Below are 19,911 nucleotides of genomic sequence, written 5' to 3' on the forward strand. Positions count from 1 at the left end.
CACTTTTTTCAGTCAATTACTTGGTAAATAGTCGCCTAGCGTGATCATTCACCAAAAACTTGACCTTTTTCATCATAAGCTATACGTTGTGAAGTCGATGAAAATGAATTCATCCAATTTTGTAAAATAATAAAAGATAGTTTTGTGTATATTTATGCAAAATTTAACAATTTGAAAGCATAGTTAGTCATATTTACCAACCCTTTTTGAGTTCAAGCTGGATACGTTGGTAGTACTGTCTGGAAGACAGCGAAGCAAAGGGAGAATTGCAATGGCTCTATATGATCCTCGTCTTGAAAAAGACAACTGTGGATTTGGTTTAATTGCACACATGGAAGGTGAACCTAGCCACAAGCTAGTTCGTACCGCAATTTCAGCATTGGATCGCATGACCCACCGTGGTGGCATCGCCGCCGACGGAAAAACCGGCGATGGTTGTGGGTTGTTGTTGCAAAAACCCGATTCCTATCTGCGCCTGATCGCCAAAGAGAAAGGTTTCAATCTCGGTAAGCAATACGCCATCGGGATGATTTTTTTCAGCCCAGATCCTGTCAAAGCACAATCTGCAAAAGACATCATTAACAAAGAGTTAGCCAAAGAAACCTTATCAGTCGCTGGCTGGCGCGAAGTGCCAACCAACTCTGCGGTCCTTGGTCCCATCGCCTTAAACTCATTACCGAACATTCAACAGGTGTTTATTTCAGCACCGGCAGGGTGGCGTGAGCGCGATATTGAACGCCGCCTCTATATTGCACGCCGCCGCATCGAAAAACAGATTCACGATGATAGCGATTTTTACATTTGTAGCTTGTCGACTCAGGTCCTTGTCTACAAAGGTCTGTGTATGCCAGCAGACTTACCGCGCTTTTACCTCGACTTAGCGGATCTGCGCATGGAATCGGCTATCTGTTTGTTCCACCAGCGCTTTTCTACCAACACTCAACCTCGTTGGCCATTGGCGCAGCCGTTTAGATACCTGGCGCACAATGGTGAAATCAACACCATTGAAGGCAACCGTCAGTGGGCGCGCGCACGTGCGTACAAATTTGCCTCGCCGCTTCTTCCGGATTTGCAAACCGCCGCGCCTTTTGTCAATGAAACCGGTTCAGACTCCTCGAGTCTAGACAATATGCTGGACTTGTTCCTTGCTGGTGGAATGGATATCTTCCGCGCGATGCGTATGCTCGTGCCGCCTGCATGGCAAAACCACCCAGATATGGATGCCGATCTGCGCGCATTCTATGACTTCAACTCCAAACACATGGAGCCTTGGGATGGCCCGGCAGGCATCGTTCTATCCGATGGACGCTACGCGGCGTGTAACTTAGACCGCAATGGTCTGCGCCCTGCCCGCTATGTGATCACTAAAGATAAGCTGATCACCCTCGCCTCTGAAGTCGGCATTTGGAACTACGCCCCGGATGAAGTGGCGAAAAAAGGTCGTGTCGGCCCCGGTGAGCTCTTGGTGATTGATACGCGCCAAGGCAAGTTGTGGCAATCGAGCGAGATCGACAACGATCTCAAGAGCCGTCATCCTTATCGCGAATGGATGGAGCACAACGTTCGCAAGCTGACGCCATTTGCTGAGTTATCAGACGATCAAGTCGGCCAACGCAGCTTCGATAACGATCTTTTAAAGACGTATCAAAAGCAGTTTGCGATGAGCAATGAAGAAGTCGATCAAGTGCTGCGCGTACTCGGCGATATGGGGCAAGAAGCCGTCGGCTCTATGGGTGATGACACGCCAATGGCAGTGCTGTCATCCAACGAGCGCTTAGTGACCGATTACTTTAGACAGAAATTTGCTCAGGTGACCAACCCGCCTATCGACCCACTGCGCGAAAAGCACGTGATGTCATTGGCGACCAGTATCGGCCAAGAGATGAATGTCTTTTGTGAAACCGATGGTCACGCCCATCGAGTCACGTTTGGCTCTCCGGTTCTACTCTACTCAGACATGCAGCAGTTGCTTGGGCTTGATGATGACCACTACCGCAACACCATTTTAGACATCAACTACGACCCGACTCAGAAAGATCTCAAACAAGCGATTGATGATTTATGTGCACAGGCCGAGCAAGTCGTGCGTGAAGGGACGGTATTAGTGGTGTTGTCAGACCGTGCATTAGTAAAAGGCCGTTTGCCGATTCCTGCAGCCATGGCAGTGGGTGCGGTGCAAACCCGTCTTATCGATGCCAACTTACGTTGTGATGCTAATATCATCGTCGAAACGGCGACCGCGCGCGACCCACACCAGTTCGCGGTACTACTCGGTTTCGGCGCCACCGCTGTCTACCCTTACCTGGCCTACGAAGCGCTAGGCAAACTCATTGATGACGGTGCGGTAGAGAAAAGCTACCGAGAAGTGATGCAGAATTACCAATACGGTATTGATAAAGGTCTGTATAAGATTATGTCCAAGATGGGCATTTCAACCGTGGCCTCTTATCGCTGCTCGCAGCTGTTTGAAGCGGTCGGCTTACACAAAGACGTGGTCGAATTGTGCTTTAAAGGCGTCACCACGCGCATTCAAGGGGCCAACTTTGACGACTTCCAACAAGACCTCTTTAATCTCTCACGCAAAGCGTGGGCGAAGCGTAAATCTATCGACCACGGCGGGCTACTAAAATACGTACATGGTGGTGAATACCATGCCTACAACCCAGATGTCGTCGGCACATTGCAAAAAGCGGTGCGCTCTGGCGAGAGCCACGATTACCAAAGCTACGCCAAGCAAGTAAACGAACGCCCGGTTGCCATGCTGCGTGACTTGATGACGTTGAAAAAAGCCGAGACGCCTTTGCCACTTGAGCGCATTGAGCCAACAACGGAGCTATTCAAGCGCTTCGACTCTGCCGCCATGTCCATTGGCGCTCTAAGCCCCGAAGCGCACGAAGCGCTGGCTACGGCGATGAACCGACTAGGCGGCTACTCCAACTCTGGGGAAGGCGGTGAAGATCCTCGCCGTTTTGGTACCGAGAAAAACTCACGCATTAAGCAGGTTGCTTCAGGTCGTTTTGGCGTGACGCCCCACTACCTAACCAATGCTGATGTGTTGCAAATCAAAGTAGCGCAAGGTGCCAAGCCCGGTGAGGGTGGTCAGTTGCCCGGACACAAAGTGACGGCAGAAATTGCCAAACTGCGTTATTCCGTCCAAGGTGTGACCCTAATTTCACCTCCACCTCATCATGACATTTACTCCATCGAGGATTTGGCACAGCTGATTTTCGATTTGAAACAGGTCAATCCAAAGGCCTTGGTTTCCGTTAAGTTGGTCTCTGAGCCGGGAGTGGGCACTATCGCCACCGGTGTAGCAAAGGCTTACGCTGACCTTATCACCATCTCTGGCTACGACGGCGGAACCGCCGCCAGCCCACTCACCTCAGTGAAATACGCGGGCAGCCCATGGGAGCTCGGTCTAGCGGAAACCCAACAAGCGCTGGTCGCAAACGGTTTGCGTCATAAAATTCGGCTACAAGTCGACGGCGGTTTAAAAACCGGTCTAGATGTGGTCAAAGCGGCCATACTCGGTGCGGAGAGTTTTGGTTTTGGTACTGCGCCTATGGTTGCGATGGGATGTAAATTCCTGCGTATCTGTCACTTAAACAACTGTGCTACGGGCGTCGCGACACAAGACGAAACCTTGCGTAATCAATACTTCAAAGGCCTACCCGAACAGGTAATGAATTACTTCACCGGCCTTGCTGAGGAAGTGCGAGGCTTACTCGCCGAGTTAGGCGTTGAAAAACTCACGGATCTGATTGGTCGCACCGATCTGCTGCAAGCGGTGGAAGGGATGACGGCGAAACAAGCAAAACTGGATCTATCGAATATCCTCGAAGCGCCGGTTTCTCCAGAAGGCCATCCGCTGTTTTGGACTGAGCCGAACGCGCCGTTTGACAAAGCGCACTTAAACCAACAGATGGTCGATGATGCGATGAGCGCAATCGAAGCGCAGCAGCCCGCAAGCTTCTTCTACAATGTCATCAATACCGATCGCTCAGTGGGCGCACGTCTGTCGGGCGAAATCGCCAAACGCTATGGCAACCAAGGCATGGCTGCCACACCCATCAAGATTTACCTTGATGGTACAGCGGGTCAATCATTTGGTGTCTGGAACGCTGGCGGCGTTGAACAAATCCTCACGGGTGATGCCAACGATTACGTGGGTAAAGGGATGGCAGGTGGCAAACTGGTCATCAAACCTCACTTGGGTACGGCCTTCAAATGCCATGAAGCGACCATCATAGGCAATACCTGCCTATATGGCGCGACAGGCGGCAAACTGTTTGCTGCAGGAACGGCGGGTGAGCGTTTTGCGGTGCGTAACTCAGGTACCATTGCCGTCATCGAAGGCGCGGGTGATAACGCTTGTGAATACATGACTGGTGGCATCGTCGCGATTCTTGGCGCGACAGGCGTCAACTTCGGCGCGGGTATGACGGGCGGTTTTGCTTATGTACTAGATAATAATCAAGACTTTGCAGGGCGAGTGAATAACGAGTCGGTAGAAGCGATTTCGTTGGCCGACCTCTATATCCACCAAGAGCATCTACGCGGCTTAATTGCCGAGCACTTGGAGGAAACCGGTTCGGCACACGCCGAGCATATCCTAGCGAACTTTGATGAATGGATTCCGAAGTTCTACCTAGTTAAACCTCAAGCAGCGGATCTGAATACCTTGCTTGGTCACCAAAGTCGTAGCGCTGCTGAACTTCGCGTTCAAGCACAATAAGTCATGGAGGATGTATGAGCCAGAACGTATACCAATTTATCGATGTCCAGCGTGTCGACCCGGCTAAAAAACCGATTAAGATCCGTAAGATAGAGTTTGTCGAGATTTATGAACCCTTTACCAAGCAGCAAGCGACTGCCCAAGCGGATCGCTGCTTAGATTGTGGTAACCCTTACTGTGAATGGAAATGTCCGGTTCACAACTACATTCCGCAATGGCTAAAGCTCGCCAATGAAGGGCGTATCCTTGAAGCCGTTGAGCTGTCTCACCAAACCAACAGCTTGCCCGAGGTGTGTGGACGCGTCTGCCCGCAAGACCGTCTTTGTGAGGGCTCCTGTACCCTCAATGATGACTTTGGCGCGGTGACCATCGGCAATATTGAAAAATACATTACGGACAAAGCGTTCGAAATGGGCTGGAAGCCCGACATGTCTAAAGTCGAGTGGACGGATAAAAAAGTCGCCATCATAGGCGCGGGCCCTGCAGGTCTCGCAGCAGCCGATGTGTTAGTCAGAAATGGCGTGAAACCGGTCGTGTTTGATCGCTACCCAGAAATCGGCGGGCTGCTCACCTTTGGTATCCCTTCTTTTAAATTAGAAAAAGGGGTGATGGAAAACCGTCGTCGTATCTTTAGTGACATGGGTGTTGAGTTCCGTCTTAATGTCGAAGTCGGTAAAGACATTCAAATGAGTGAGCTGATTAACGACTACGATGCGGTCTTCTTAGGGGTGGGTACGTACAAAAATATGCGCGCTGGACTTGAGAATGAAGACGCGCCTGGCGTGTATGACGCGCTGCCGTTTTTGATTTCCAATACCTATAAAGTGATGGACCTTAAAGACGACAAACCGTTTATTGATATGGCCGGGAAAAATGTCGTCGTCCTCGGCGGGGGAGACACCGCGATGGACTGTGTACGCACCTCTATCCGCCAAGGTGCTGCAAACGTGATTTGTGCTTATCGCCGTGATGAAGAAAACATGCCCGGCTCAAGGCGCGAAGTGAAAAACGCTAAAGAAGAAGGGGTAGATTTTATGTTTAACCTTCAGCCTTTGGGGTTAGAAGTCAACGCAAGCGGTCAGGTCACTGGGGTCAAGGTGGTCAAAACAGCATTGGGTGAACCAGATGCTGCTGGGCGCCGCCGCCCAGAGCCGGTCGCAGGCAGCGAACACGTACTGGCTGCCGATGCAGTCATTATGGCGTTTGGTTTCCAGCCGCACCAAATGAGCTGGTTAGAACCTTATGGTGTAGAGCTGGATCAGTGGGGCCGAATTAAAGCGGCATCTGAACAAACTTACCGTTACCAGACCAGTAACGAAAAGATTTTTGCCGGTGGTGATGCTGTGCGCGGCTCCGATCTTGTAGTCACGGCCATCGATGAAGGACGCAAAGCGGCAGAAGGTATCTTAGACTTTCTAGAAGTATAACCTTCTTAAAATCAGTGAAGCCCCCTCTCAGTAAGGAGAACCAATGAAACCCCAATGGCGAACCCTAGCCACTCTGCTACTCGCGTCGTTCGCTCTCGCGGGTTGCAGCCAAGGAGTGACGACAATGACAGACAGAAGCGCCGAGCCCTGTGGTGACAAACCCAATTGTGTCTCTACTCAGGATACGCGAGAGAAGTTTTCTCTCGCACCCTTTATTCTGACTAAAGAGGCCAACATCGATGCGATAGAGCGCGCTGCCCTGCAATTACCTGGCGCCAAAACCGCGGTCAGCGATGAAGGTTACTTACGTATTGAGTGCACCTCAAAAATCCTGCGTTTCGTCGATGACTTGGAGCTAAAAATGACCGACGGAGCACTAATGGTGCGCTCAGAGTCGCGTGTGGGTTACTCTGATTTTGGCGTCAATCGCAAACGCGCAGAGCAACTTCGTGACATCCTGAAAGCCGAAGGGCTCATAGAGTAACCAAGACGCTTAAAATAAAAAACCGAAGCGCTGATAGTGCTTCGGTTTTTTGTCGTTGAGAGATGCTTATCGGTATTAAACCGGGTCTCTGAATACGACGAGACGCTTTGGGGCAATCTTACCGTCGTCGTTCATTTCACCAACGCCGATAAAACACTTCTCTTCACCTTTCGTCAGGCGAACCGTACCCTCGGTCGGAGCGCCGAAAACTTGCACAGGCTGACCATGCATGACGAGATCGGCCAATTCAGGAATCAAGTTCACCTCAGGCAGATCTTCAACAGCGGTGTCCATCGGGAGCAACAGCGGGTCAAGTAACTCACGCGGCGCGCGCTCTTCACGATGCGCTTGTTCAAGAAGCTCATTAAGCTGCTCTAGCGTCACCATATTCTCGTACGGGTAGTTAGCGACCGCCGTGCGACGCAGCATGGTCACATGCGCGCCACAACCGAGCATTTCGCCAAGATCGTCTACGATAGTGCGGATGTAAGTGCCTTTCGAGCAGTGTATTTCCATCTCGACTTCATCGCCTTCGAAGCGGTGGAGGATAATCTCGTACACGGTGATCTTGCGCGCTTCACGAGGAACTTCAATGCCTTGACGAGCATACTCATACAGCGGCTTACCCTGATATTTCAGGGCCGAGAACATTGACGGTACTTGGTCTGATTCCCCGCGGAACTTGTCGATACATGCTTCGAGCGTAGGGAGATCCACATTCACAGGACGCGTTTCGACCACTTCTCCGTCTGAATCGGAGGTGTTGGTTCGCTCGCCCAGCTTGGCAATCACTCGGTATCGCTTGTCCGAATCGAGCAAGAACTGAGAAAACTTGGTCGCTTCACCCAAACAAATCGGCAGCATGCCGGTTGCCAGAGGATCGAGCGCCCCGGTATGGCCTGCTTTCTCCGCAAAGTAGATGCGTTTGACCTTTTGCAGTGCGTCGTTGGATGAAATCCCAGTGGGTTTATCCAATAGGATCACACCATCAATAGGACGACCTTTACGACGACGTGCCATTAGTTCTCTTCCTCTTCATCACGACCTGCGTCGTGTTGTTTGCGTTTGTCTTGGCTAATCACCTCACTAACGAGGTTCGACATGCGCATACCTTCAACTAAGGTGTTGTCGTAATGGAAGCGGATTTCTGGTGTCAGACGCAGACGAATACGCTTACCCAGCATCATACGGATGTGTACTTCGTGCTCACGCAGTGCTGCCAGACACGATTCTGGGGTTTGCTCGCCAACACATAGGAAAGTGACAAACACTTTGGCGTAGGCCAAATCACGTGACACTTCGACATCGGAAATGGTCACCATGCCCAGACGTGAGTCACGAACTTCACGCTGGAGGATCATCGCCAATTCTTTTTGTAACTGCTGCGCAACGCGCTGAGTACGGCTAAATTCTTTTGACATCTCTTTTCTCACATTAGAAAGAATGGGGGGATGGTCAAGCCAGCCCCCCATGGTGTATTCAACAACCCATTGCTCTCGTCTTTCGACCTTTGAGAGTAATGTTAGTCAATTAGTCCAGTGTACGTTTGATTTCCACTGTTTCGAAGACTTCGATTTGGTCACCGACGCGAACATCATTGTAGTTCTTAACGCCGATACCACATTCGTAGCCGTTCTTAACTTCTTGAACGTCATCTTTAAAGCGACGTAGGGACTCAAGCTCACCTTCGTAGATAACAACGTTTTCGCGTAGTACGCGGATTGGGTTGTTACGCTTGATCACGCCTTCCGTGACCATACAACCAGCGATTGCGCCCAGTTTCGGTGACTTAAATACGTCACGTACTTCAGCAAGACCAATGATCTCTTGCTTGAATTCTGGAGCAAGCATACCGCCCATTGCTTGTTTCACTTCGTCAATCAATTGGTAAATGATTGAGTAGTAACGTAGATCAACGCTTGCCGCTTCAATCGCACGACGAGCTGATGCATCCGCACGTACGTTAAAGCCAAGGATGATAGCGTTAGACGCTTCAGCAAGTACTGCATCTGTCTCAGTGATACCACCAACACCAGAACCCACGATGTTCACTTTCACTTCGTCAGTAGAAAGTTTCAGTAGTGAGTCTGCAATTGCTTCTACCGAGCCCTGTACGTCTGCTTTTAGTACAACGTTCAGCTCAGCCACTTCACCCGCAGCCATGTTAGAGAACATGTTCTCAAGTTTGGATTTCTGCTGACGCGCCAGTTTCACTTCACGGAACTTACCAGCGCGGTAGTTAGCAACTTCACGTGCTTTACGCTCGTCACGGACAACCGTGGCTTCGTCACCTGAAGAAGGCACACCAGAAAGACCTAAGATCTCTACAGGGATAGATGGACCGGCTTCTGTGATCTCTTGACCGATTTCGTCGCGCATTGCACGAACACGGCCGTATTCTTGACCACAAAGTACGATGTCACCCTTGCGAAGAGTACCTGACTGAACCAGTACTGTAGCCACTGGACCGCGACCTTTATCTAGACGCGATTCAACCACAACACCAGACGCCATGCCTTCTTTCACAGCTGTAAGTTCAAGAACTTCAGACTGAAGAAGGATCGCTTCTAGAAGACCGTCGATGTTTGTACCCTGTTTCGCAGAGATGTGAACGAACATGTTCTCACCGCCCCACTCCTCAGGAATAACGTCGTACTGAGCAAGCTCATTCTTAACGTTATCTGGGTTCGCATCTTCCTTATCGATCTTGTTCACCGCAACGATCAGAGGCACTTCTGCCGCTTTCGCGTGCTGGATAGCCTCAACCGTTTGTGGCATTACGCCATCGTCTGCTGCAACCACAAGAACAACGATGTCCGTCGCTTGAGCACCACGAGCACGCATTGCGGTAAACGCCGCGTGTCCTGGAGTATCAAGGAAGGTAATCATACCGTTTTCAGTTTCTACGTGGTAAGCACCAATGTGCTGGGTAATACCACCCGCTTCGCCTGAAGCCACGTGTGTACGACGGATGTAGTCAAGCGTCGATGTTTTACCGTGGTCAACGTGACCCATGATGGTCACTACTGGCGCACGAGGTGTCGCTTCAGCGTGGTTATCACGATCGTTTAGAACCGCTTCTTCAAGCTCATTCTCTTTACGCAACACGACCTTGTGACCCATTTCTTCAGCGATCAATTGCGCTGTTTCTTGGTCAATCACTTGGTTGATGGTCGCCATTGCGCCCATCTTCATCATCGCTTTAATCACTTCTGTTGCTTTCACTGACATCTTGTTTGCCAGTTCAGAAACCACGATGGTTTCACCAATCACAACGTCCGCTTTTGCAACCGCAGCGGTCTTGTCGAACGCTTGTTGCATAGAAGAAGGCTTCGCTAGACGACCTTTCGCGCGGCCTTTACCACGTCCAGGGCGAGCGTTGCGTTCTTGATCATCGTTCTTGCTAGAGAGTTTCTTCTTCTTGCGACGACGACCCGCTTCTTCACGGCGATCTGCTTCATCTTCGGCTTCACGTGCGTAGTGTGAAGTCGTTACATGGTAATCTGTATTTTCCATATCACCCTTTTTCTTTTCAGCAGCAGACCAACGCTCTTTATTCTTCTCAGCCAATTCGCGAGCTTCTTCAAGCTGGCGCTGACTTTCCTCTTCAGCCTTACGCTTAGCTTCTTCTTCCTGACGACGTTTAAGCTCGTCGGCCTCTTTTCGCGCTGCTTCTTGCTTAGATTTCTCTTCAGCGCTACGTTCGTTCTGTTGTCCAGATTGACGTTTCGCCTTCTCGGTAGCGTCACGTTTGGCTTTCTCTTCTGCCTCACGTTTCGCTTTTTCTTCCGCTTCGCGTTTTGCTGCTTCTTCTGCTGCACGTTTTGCTGCTTCTTCGGCTTCACGTTTTGCTGCTTCTTCAGCTTCGCGTTTTGCCGCTTCTTCAGCTTCACGTTGAGCGGCTTCTTCAGCCTCACGTTTCGCTTCATCTTCAATTGTGCTCGCTTTCACGTAAGTACGTTTCTTACGAGTCACAACGTTGACTTCTTTGCTTTTGCCGCCACCCGCGTTAACACTCAGTGTGCTGCGAGTTTTACGTTGCAGGGTTAAGCGAGTTGGCTCAGCGTCACCATTGGTGTCGCCGTGCACTTTTTTCAGGTGAGTCAGCAGTTTCTGTTTTTCATCTTCTGTGACTTGATCTGTGCTCGCTTTTTTCATTCCTGCGTCAGCAAGTTGCTCTAATAGGCGGTCTACTGGCGTACCAATTTCTTCACTTAGTGCTTTAACGGTAATTTGCGTCATGCCGCTCCTCCTTGCTGGGAAATTATGCTTCTTCGCCGAACCAACAGATGTTACGTGCTGCCATGATCAGCTCGCCCGCACGCTCTTCAGTTAGGCCTTCAATACCTTCTAGGTCATCAATACCCTGGTCAGCAAGATCTTCCAATGTGGAGACACCTTTTGCTGCCAGTTTAAATGCCATTTCGCGTTCTAGGCCTTCAAGACCTAGTAAATCTTCTGCAGGCTCTAGACCTTCAAATGATTCTTCTTGTGCTAGGGCGATCGTGGTCAATGCTTCTTTGGCACGGCTACGTAGCTCTTCAACAAGATCTTCATCCAAACCATCAACCTCTAGTAGCTCGTTTACGGGCACGTAAGCGATCTCTTCTAGAGTCGAGAAGCCTTCTTCAACAAGCAGTTGAGCAAAGTCTTCTTCAATATCTAGGTACTTCATAAAGTTTTCGATAGACGCTTGTGACTCTTCAGCGTGTTTCTTCTGAAGATCTTCAACCGTCATCACGTTCAGTTCCCAACCCGTTAGCTGAGAGGCGAGACGAACGTTTTGACCGTTACGGCCAATCGCCTGAGCTAGGTTGTCCGCTTCAACCGCGATGTCCATTGAGTGCGTATCTTCATCAACAATGATTGAAGCAACATCAGCCGGCGCCATAGCGTTGATCACGAACTGCGCTGGGTTATCATCCCAAAGCACGATATCAATACGCTCACCACCAAGTTCACCCGATACGGCTTGAACACGCGCACCGCGCATACCCACACAGGCACCGACAGGATCAATACGCTTATCGTTGGTCTTCACGGCAATTTTTGCACGAGAACCAGGATCACGCGCTGCGCCTTTCAATTCGATGATTTCTTCTGCGATTTCTGGCACTTCAACACGGAACAGTTCTGCCAACATTTCTGGCTTAGAACGTGTGATGAATAGCTGGAAGCCACGCGCTTCTGGCGCGACGCGGTACAGTAGGCCACGTACACGGTCACCAGGACGGAAGTTCTCACGTGGTAACTGGTCATCACGCAGAATAACCGCTTCCGCGTTGTTACCCAGATCAAGAATGATGGTGTCGCGGTTCACTTTCTTCACCACGCCAGTCACAAGCTCACCTTCGTTGTCGATGAACTGTTCAACGATCTGTGCGCGCTCTGCTTCGCGAACTTTCTGAACAATCACTTGCTTCGCAGTTTGCGTCGTAATACGGTCAAACGTCACCGACTCGATTTCGTCTTCTACGTAATCGCCAACTTGCAGCTCAGGATCTTCGAATTGCGCCGCTTCTAGTGAGATCTCTTTCGTTGGATGCTCAACCTCTTCCACCACTAACCAACGGCGGAAAGTATCAAACTCACCGGTTTTACGGTCGATAGCTACGCGAACCTCGATTTCGATTTCGTACTTTTTCTTAGTCGAGGTAGCGAGTGCGATTTCTAATGCTTCAAAAATACGCTCACGAGGTACCGCTTTTTCGTTCGATACCGCTTCTGCTACCGCTAAAATTTCTTTACTCATTTTAAATAGCCTCTAAGACTTCGCTTAAAATTTAGGGATCAGGTTAGCTTTTGAAATGTTGCTTAATGCAAACTCTTCATCGTTGCCATCCACAGTAATCGTCACTGTTTCACCTTCGACAGAGTGGATAACACCTTTCCACTTACGACGGTTACCGACAGCCATTTTCAAAACGATGCTGACCTCGTGACCAATAAATTGCTCATAATGTGCCGCTTTGAAAAGTGGTCTTTCTAAACCTGGTGAAGACACTTCTAGGTTGTAAGCCACTGTGATTGGATCCTCAACGTCCATCACCGCACTGACCTGACGACTCACTTCTGCACAGTCATCGACGGTAATGCCATTTTCATGGTCAATAAAAATACGCAACGTTGAGTGTTCGCCTGCGCGAATAAATTCTAATCCAACTAACTCATAACCTGATGCTGCTACAGGAGCTTCAAGCATTTCAGTAAGTTGTCTTTCTAAACCAGTCATTTAAACCACTCCAGAAACAAAAAAAGGGCTCAGAGCCCAATTTAAATTCCAAGCAAGCTCTGAACTTTTAAAAAGTTCAGATAACAAAAAACCCCGATATAGTCGGGGTTTTTTGTTGCTGGACCCTGATACGTTAAACGATGTATTTCATCATTTAACTCGCAGTGACTATTCGACATAATCAAGCCTGCGAAAACTTGCAACATCCTAATTTTCATCAGATAAGAACTGGTCAAATCTCAATATAGGAATTGGTTGCGGGGGCCGGATTTGAACCGACGACCTTCGGGTTATGAGCCCGACGAGCTACCAAGCTGCTCCACCCCGCGTCCGACTTGTCGAGCATTATACGCTCTCCAAGGTGTTTTACAAGTTTGTAAATAATGGTGCCGAGAGAGGGACTCGAACCCTCACACCAAAGGCACTAGCACCTCATGCTAGCGTGTCTACCAATTTCACCATCTCGGCATAAATCTTACTTAAGCGAGCTATCGCTTATTGAGGAATTTCGTCACCCGTTGTAGGTGCAGGAACTTCACTCACGTCACCAGCTTGAATCACTTGACCTTGCGTTGGGTCAACCCACTGAGACTCTGTCTTGTGTGTCGACATGTTGCCAAGCACTAGGCTGATAACAAAAAATACTGTTGCAAAAATTGCAGTCATTCGGGTTAGGAAATTTCCTGAGCCGCTTGCGCCAAACACTGTGTTTGATGCGCCTGCACCGAATGAGGCTCCCATATCTGCGCCTTTACCTTGTTGAATCAGCACGAGGCCGATTACACCAACCGCTGCCAACAGGTAAATCACAAGTAGAACGGTAAACATGCTTTCCACCTATGTTCCAAATTGTTGAGCCAGCGCCGTTCTAGGAGTCGTCCCGAACAAGGCTAGCGACCTCCTCGTTGAAGGCGGAGCAATACTAGCGAAACGACATAACGCTGACAAGTGGTATTTTTGAAAAAATTGGCTTTATCGTGTCGAACGCTTAAAAAAAGGACAAAACCAAGCTTTTCGTGGATAAATCTTGTTCAAACCGCCACTTAGAGGGCGGTAAACTCCGGACTGTAGTCCACCAAGCCCTGTGCACCTTGCACTTCACCTGCTGCTAACTCTATGACTTGAAACGCGCCAGCCGGCACATCCCAACGGCAATGCAACTGATGCTTCTCTGCTGACTCGAAGCCAAAACGGCCATAATAGTTCGGATCGCCCAAGACCACACAGGCGGGATAACCAAACTCATGCAGTGACGCGAGCCCTTCTTCAACCAATTGTGTCGCGATCCCCTGATTGCGATACGCGTTCACCACCGCTAAAGGCGCGAGCCCTTGCCAGTTTTTCTCTTCACCATTAACGGTTACTGGGCTAAACAACACATAGCCGACGACGTCACCCTCATCGTTGCACGCGACCAATGACAAAGTGCGATTGCCGTTTTCTCGCAGGCTCATCACCAAGTTGGCTTCAGCGTCAGTGTCAAAAGTGGTTTGGAGTAATTTTTCGACCGACAGAATATCAGCGGGCGCTTCAGTTCGAATAAGCATGGACAACCTCTTTGTTTAAGGTCTCAGATTGTACGCCTTTCTGAACAAAGTCGGCCAGTTGATTCATGCACATTTGCAAGGGTTTAGGTAAAAGCGTGAGATCAACACTGTCCATCAAGTTTTTGACTTCCAGACCAAGCTCGGTATCCCCTTCAATAGAGAGGCGGCGTTGGAAAAAGAGCGTATCGGGATCTTCTTTACGACCTGCAATCAACACCAAATCATTGAGGTTGCCGCTGAAGGTCACGTCGGCGGTCATCGGAGTATCAGCAACCTGTAGCTGTTCATCTTGATAACTGATGAACCAGCAGAGATCGAGATCTTTGATCGCGACTTTAAGCCATTTGTCTTGCAAGAAGTCAAAATCGCCGTCTTCGAGGGCTTCTTTAAACACCGTGTTTAGTCCATCCAACAAGGCTCTTTTTTGAACAAAATGAGGCAAGAAGTGGATTGGAGATCGCAAAATTGATGCGGCATTACGAACTAGCTGAGTGCGAATCTTGTTAATCACGCTGATGATCCGTTAATTTGTCAAACACAACTAGCCATCATAGTGGATGTCACTGAGAGAAATCCTGTTATTTATCAAAAAACAGTCTTTATCCTTATCTTCCTTGTCATCACGTCACAAAGGTCGTTATAGTTGTATTGACGTCTTAGTAAATATGCCGCTTACTAAGAAGAATCCTCGGAGAACTGGTACAAACTTGATGCTCTCGCAACAACTTCAGCATTGGTTTACAAAAATAACGGCGAAGAGTCCGTTTTTTTTTGCGATCTTAGACAACCAACATCACTATGCTTTGGTGAATGGGCGTTACTGCGACCTTTCTGGCCTCACGCCTGCGGAAATGGTCGGAATGTGCGACAGCGAAATTCTTGGTAAACAGTTCTACCAACAGCTCAAACCCTATTATGAGCGGGCGTTTAATGGCGAAACGTTAGAGGCAGAAATCACCCTTGATGACATCGACCTAGAAACCAGCGTTCATTTCAGTCTGACTCCCGTTGAGACTGAAGGCAAAGTCGAACACATCGTCTTTCATGCCATCGATACCTCTGAAAAACAAATTTTGGTTCGCTCTCTCGAAGAGTCAGAAGGTAAATTCAGCACCTTAACCACGATACTGCCAGATGGATTACTGCTGGTCGAAGATGACTGCATTCTGTCGGCCAATCCCGCAGCGCTGCGTCTACTCGGTTTTGAAATGATTCAAGAACTGCTGGGCGAAAGCTTCTCTCGCCTGTTTGTCGACGAGAAAACCAAGACCGTCTTTGCCAAATCGCTAGAAAACCAGATCGTCAAAGCGCCTTTGGTCTGTTTAACCGGGCCGCGCTGTGGTTTTGAGCGTAAAGTCCAGCTACACGCAGGCGCAACCAAACTGCTTGGTGGCAACACCCAAATCGTGCTGATTCAAGATGCCGAAGTGAGTAACAAAACACTCTCACCAACCAGTAAAGAGGATGCGCACCTCGACTCACTAACCGGTCTCTACAACCGCTTTGGGTTTACCAAGCGCCTTGAGCAACTGATTCACAACGAAACGCCGTTGATTATGCTCTATCTAGACATTGATAACTTTAAAAATATCAATGACTCACTGGGTCATCACATCGGTGACAAAGTGATCAAAGAAGTCTCATCAAGACTAAAACGTCTCTTGCCTCCCCAAGCGATTTTGGGGCATCTGGGCGGTGATGAATTTGGCCTTATTCTGCCCGAGCCAGAAAACAACCGCATGGCCGAGATGCTCTCTGAGCGTATTATCTCGCTGATTAACCAACCTTTTGATTTGCACCACTTTAGTAAGCGCTTAGCCTGCTCTATCGGCAGTGTTGCGTATCCAGGCGATGGCAACGACGCACGCATTTTGTTGCAAAATGCAGACACCGCGATGTACGAAGCGAAAGATCGCGGCCGAAATCGTTTGATCAAATTCAACGATCAAATGAACAAAGAAGCGCGGATGCGCCTTTGGCTCGAAATTGAGCTGCAAAAAGCGCTCCAGCAAAACGGGTTAGAAGTCTGGTATCAGCCGAAAGTGAACGCGCGCGATTTTAGTATCAATGGCGCCGAGGCACTGATCCGTTGGAAACATCCCGTTGAAGGCTACATCAGCCCTGGCGCCTTTATTCCGGTGGCCGAGCGCGCTGGATTGATTGAGCACCTTGGACGCGTGGTGATGCGTGATGTGTTCAATACGGTCAAACGCTGGAAGCTACAAGGCATTTTGCCGGGACGTGTCGCCATCAACTTGTCACCCGAGCAGTTTGGCAACCCTAAGCTTATCGACTACATGGAAAAGCTCTTGCGTACCACTGAGCTGGACCCTAACTGCATCACCTTTGAGTTGACTGAAAGCGCCGTTATGAGTGACAGCGAGCACACGCTACAGATGCTCAACGCGATCAAAAAGCTTGGTTTTTCCTTGTCGATTGATGACTTCGGTACCGGCTACTCGTCACTCTCTTATTTGGCACGCTTTCCGATTGATGAGCTCAAAATAGACCGTGCCTTTATCACCGACATCGACACGCTACCTAAGCAGATCACCGTCATCGAGAACATCATAAATCTCGGTAAATCGTTGAACTTAACCGTGGTGGCCGAAGGGGTAGAAACCCAACAGCAAGCGACCTTGCTCTCTAATCTCAATTGTCATTCGATTCAGGGTTTCCACTTTCACCGCCCTCAACCGAAACAGGACATTGAAGAGCTGTTCGCGCAAAACCGCCGCCACAAGAATTAACCCTGCGGTATTTTTTTACCACTAAGTGATTATTTTCAGAGCGAATTCGCTCAAACCTGCCTCACATCAAATTTGCTATTCATAAACCTTCATAAAATGCCCAGCATACTTTGACACCTCTTCGCCCACGCCTTGGACGTGGCGGATTAAGAACGGGTAATGTGCAATGGAACTCCTATGCCCAGCAGGCAATCTTCCTGCTTTGAAAACCGCGATTGATTGCGGTGCTGACGCGGTCTACATCGGCTTTAAAGATGACACCAATGCTCGTCACTTCGCAGGCCTCAACTTTCAAGGTAAGAAGCTCGATAAAGCGGTCGACTACGTTCATGACCACAACAAAAAAATTCATATTGCGTTGAATACCTTTGCTCATCCAAATGGGTTTGAACGCTGGACCAACGCCGTCGATCGTGCAGCCGATTTAGGCGTGGACGCCTTGATCGTCGCAGATATTGCTGTGCTCGATTACGCCGCCAATCGATACCCAGATCTTGAGCTGCACTTGTCGGTCCAAGCTTCAGCCACCAATGTTGCCGCAATCGAATTCTACCAACAGAACTTCAACGTCAAACGTGTCGTGCTGCCTCGTGTTCTCTCTATTCATCAGGTAAAACAGCTGTCTCGCAACATCACCTCAGATGTCGAACTGGAAGTGTTTGCCTTTGGCAGTTTGTGCATTATGTCGGAAGGTCGTTGCTACCTCTCCTCATACATGACAGGAGAGTCCCCCAATACCGTTGGTGCCTGCTCGCCCGCGAAATACGTCCGCTGGCAAGAGACCGAGCAAGGATTAGAATCACGCCTCAATGATATCCTGATTGATCGCTATCAAGCGGGCGAAAACGCTGGCTACCCTACCCTGTGCAAAGGGCGTTTTGACGCAGAGATCGCAGGAGAACACAAGCGCTATCACGCCCTTGAAGAGCCGACCAGCTTGAATACTTTGTCTATGCTACCTGAGCTGTTTGCGGCAAATGTGGCTTCGGTCAAAATTGAAGGACGCCAGCGCAGCCCTGCGTACGTCGAGCAAGTCACGCGAACATGGCGCGCTGCCATTGACCGCTACCAATCCGCGCCAGAGCAGTATCAGGTGGAACCGCAGTGGGATGCAGCCCTTGCGAATGTTTCCGAAGGAACACAAACCACACTGGGTGCATACCACCGTAAATGGCAGTAGAGACTGATATGGAAAACACGATGAAATACGCCCTTGGCCCCTTACTCTACTTCTGGCCAAAGCAGAACGTTGAAGACTTTTATCAACAAGCGAAGCAGAGCGATGCGGATATTCTCTACTTAGGCGAAAGCGTCTGCTCTAAACGACGTGAGATGAAACCTAGCCACTGGTTTGGCTTGGCGCAAGAGCTGAGCCAAGCAGGTAAACAGGTGGTGCTCTCCACCATGGCACTGCTTGAAGCGCCGAGTGAAGTCAACGTGATGAAAAAGTACATCGACAATGGCGACTTCGCTATTGAAGCGAATGATGTCTCCGCGATTCAGCTCGCCTCACAACACAAAGTGCCTTTTGTGGTCGGCCCTGCGGTCAATACTTACAACGCCCACACGTTAAAGCTGTTCCTTAAACAAGGGATGATCCGCTGGTGCATGCCCGTTGAGCTCTCGCGAGAATGGCTCTCAAACACCTTATCGCAATGTGAGGATCTAGGCATTCGCGGCCAATTTGATGTTGAAGTGTTCAGCCACGGTTACCTGCCTTTGGCCTATTCAGCGCGCTGTTTTACCGCGCGTGCGGAAAACCGCGCCAAGGATGACTGCGAAACCTGCTGCATAAAATACCCGACGGGTCTCAAGGTACGCAGCCAGGAGGGGCAAGAGGTCTTCAATCTCAATGGCATTCAAACGCAATCCGGTTATTGCTATAACTTGGTCAATGACTTGCCGAGCATGCAAGGCTTGGTCGATGTGGTGCGCTTAAGCCCACTCGGATTGGAGACCTTTTCACACGTCAGCGAGTTTAAAGCCAATGAACAAGGTCAAAAACCTCAGATGTTGCACGATCGCCAATGCAATGGCTACTGGCATCAAATTGCTGGGCTTAAAGTGAAAAACATCACTTAACGTGTAGATAGCCATCACCTTTGCATCACTTCACAGCTGAAAATCGCTACCGATAGCGATATAGTGGTGCGATAAGTTGTAGTGATGACACAAGGTTTTTAATGCAGTTTGGTAATGGTAGAGGTGCACAGGAAGGCTTTACTCTTATTGAGTTGGTCACTGTGATTATCATTCTCGGTATATTGGCAGTGGCGGCACTGCCTAAGATGTTGAACCTTTGGACAGACAGCCGTATCCGCGTATTGGAACAGATCGAAGTCAGTGTTGAAACCGCTAACAACCTCATCAATATGAAATCTCAGATGCCAAGTTACTCTACTCAAGCAGTACCGAATCGAGATGATTTATTGGACATCGATCTCGATGGCAATGGCGAGTTTGACATCCGCCTGAAGTGGAATTACCTCGACAATACCGATATTGAAAAACGCATCGTGCTTGATGAGAGTTTCGTGATTGAGTACGAAGGAATCTCTGAGACCTACATCGGCTATGACTTTGATGATGACGGGCAAAGTAAAGATGACAACTGCTACTTCCAGTACACTCAAGCCAGTGATGCCAGTACCCCTCCGGTCTATCAAACCGTGACCTCAGGTTGCTAATCTCCTATCACACTATGAATAAAGCCATCGCATTACGATGGCTTTATTC

15 protein-coding genes and 2 tRNA genes are annotated in these 19,911 nt (G+C 49.4%); 7 read left to right on the forward strand and 10 right to left on the reverse strand.

What is annotated here, in order from left to right:
• The first annotated feature begins 271 nt into the window (after positions 1-271).
• From gltB to AC6R10_RS08460, 3 genes are read left to right on the forward strand one after another with little or no spacing between them, the layout of a single operon-like run.
• Positions 272-4,735 (forward strand): glutamate synthase large subunit, encoded by a 4,464-nt coding sequence (gene gltB, locus AC6R10_RS08450; protein ID WP_500671974.1) that lies wholly within the window; start codon positions 272-274, stop codon positions 4,733-4,735.
• 14 nt (positions 4,736-4,749) lie between these two features.
• Positions 4,750-6,162: an FAD-dependent oxidoreductase gene (locus tag AC6R10_RS08455; RefSeq protein WP_487901344.1), complete on the forward strand. Its 1,413-nt coding sequence runs from the start codon at positions 4,750-4,752 to the stop codon at positions 6,160-6,162.
• 43 nt (positions 6,163-6,205) lie between these two features.
• Positions 6,206-6,646, forward strand: coding sequence for a DUF1499 domain-containing protein (locus AC6R10_RS08460; RefSeq protein WP_500671975.1), 441 nt, complete (start codon positions 6,206-6,208; stop codon positions 6,644-6,646).
• Between the two features lie 75 nt (positions 6,647-6,721).
• Here the strand turns inward: AC6R10_RS08460 and truB are convergent, their stop codons facing one another.
• From truB to ubiT, 10 genes are all read right to left on the reverse strand, one after another.
• Entirely contained in the window at positions 6,722-7,666 is a 945-nt protein-coding gene (gene truB, locus AC6R10_RS08465) for a tRNA pseudouridine(55) synthase TruB (protein WP_334554275.1), read from the reverse strand.
• Positions 7,666-8,067: a 30S ribosome-binding factor RbfA gene (gene rbfA / locus AC6R10_RS08470; RefSeq protein ID WP_334554273.1), complete on the reverse strand. Its 402-nt coding sequence runs from the start codon at positions 8,065-8,067 to the stop codon at positions 7,666-7,668. Before rbfA ends, truB begins: the two co-directional genes overlap by 1 nt.
• Positions 8,068-8,176: 109 nt before the next feature.
• A complete protein-coding gene (gene infB, locus AC6R10_RS08475; protein ID WP_500671976.1) occupies positions 8,177-10,888 on the reverse strand; it encodes a translation initiation factor IF-2 in 2,712 nt (903 codons plus the stop codon).
• A gap of 22 nt (positions 10,889-10,910) precedes the next feature.
• Positions 10,911-12,398 (reverse strand): transcription termination factor NusA, encoded by a 1,488-nt coding sequence (gene nusA, locus AC6R10_RS08480; protein WP_334554270.1) that lies wholly within the window; start codon positions 12,396-12,398, stop codon positions 10,911-10,913.
• 24 nt (positions 12,399-12,422) lie between these two features.
• Entirely contained in the window at positions 12,423-12,878 is a 456-nt protein-coding gene (gene rimP / locus AC6R10_RS08485; protein ID WP_334554268.1) for a ribosome maturation factor RimP, read from the reverse strand.
• A gap of 252 nt (positions 12,879-13,130) precedes the next feature.
• Positions 13,131-13,207, reverse strand: a tRNA-Met gene (locus AC6R10_RS08490).
• Between the two features lie 55 nt (positions 13,208-13,262).
• Positions 13,263-13,346 (reverse strand) — tRNA-Leu (locus AC6R10_RS08495).
• A 27-nt stretch (positions 13,347-13,373) separates the two neighbouring features.
• Positions 13,374-13,706, reverse strand: coding sequence for a preprotein translocase subunit SecG (secG, locus tag AC6R10_RS08500; RefSeq protein WP_334554266.1), 333 nt, complete (start codon positions 13,704-13,706; stop codon positions 13,374-13,376).
• Positions 13,707-13,921: 215 nt separating this feature from the next.
• Positions 13,922-14,425: a GNAT family N-acetyltransferase gene (locus AC6R10_RS08505; protein WP_500671977.1), complete on the reverse strand. Its 504-nt coding sequence runs from the start codon at positions 14,423-14,425 to the stop codon at positions 13,922-13,924.
• The gene (ubiT, locus tag AC6R10_RS08510; protein ID WP_500626487.1) at positions 14,409-14,936 is read right to left on the reverse strand and encodes a ubiquinone anaerobic biosynthesis accessory factor UbiT; all 528 of its coding nucleotides are present in this window, start codon (positions 14,934-14,936) and stop codon (positions 14,409-14,411) included. The genes AC6R10_RS08505 and ubiT overlap by 17 nt, the downstream gene beginning before the upstream one ends.
• A 199-nt stretch (positions 14,937-15,135) precedes the next feature.
• Between ubiT and AC6R10_RS08515 the strand changes: the two genes are divergently transcribed.
• From AC6R10_RS08515 to AC6R10_RS08530, 4 genes are all read left to right on the forward strand, one after another.
• A complete protein-coding gene (locus AC6R10_RS08515; RefSeq protein ID WP_487901349.1) occupies positions 15,136-17,175 on the forward strand; it encodes a sensor domain-containing protein in 2,040 nt (679 codons plus the stop codon).
• 166 nt (positions 17,176-17,341) lie between these two features.
• Positions 17,342-18,355: a ubiquinone anaerobic biosynthesis protein UbiU gene (ubiU, locus tag AC6R10_RS08520; protein WP_500671978.1), complete on the forward strand. Its 1,014-nt coding sequence runs from the start codon at positions 17,342-17,344 to the stop codon at positions 18,353-18,355.
• Positions 18,356-18,375: 20 nt separating this feature from the next.
• Positions 18,376-19,257 (forward strand): U32 family peptidase, encoded by an 882-nt coding sequence (locus tag AC6R10_RS08525; RefSeq protein ID WP_500672027.1) that lies wholly within the window; start codon positions 18,376-18,378, stop codon positions 19,255-19,257.
• Between the two features lie 101 nt (positions 19,258-19,358).
• The gene (locus AC6R10_RS08530) at positions 19,359-19,862 is read left to right on the forward strand and encodes a type II secretion system protein (RefSeq protein WP_500638180.1); all 504 of its coding nucleotides are present in this window, start codon (positions 19,359-19,361) and stop codon (positions 19,860-19,862) included.
• Positions 19,863-19,911 lie beyond the last annotated feature (49 nt).

It is taken from the genome of Vibrio sp. R12-SG2-ISO1 (assembly GCF_059834045.1).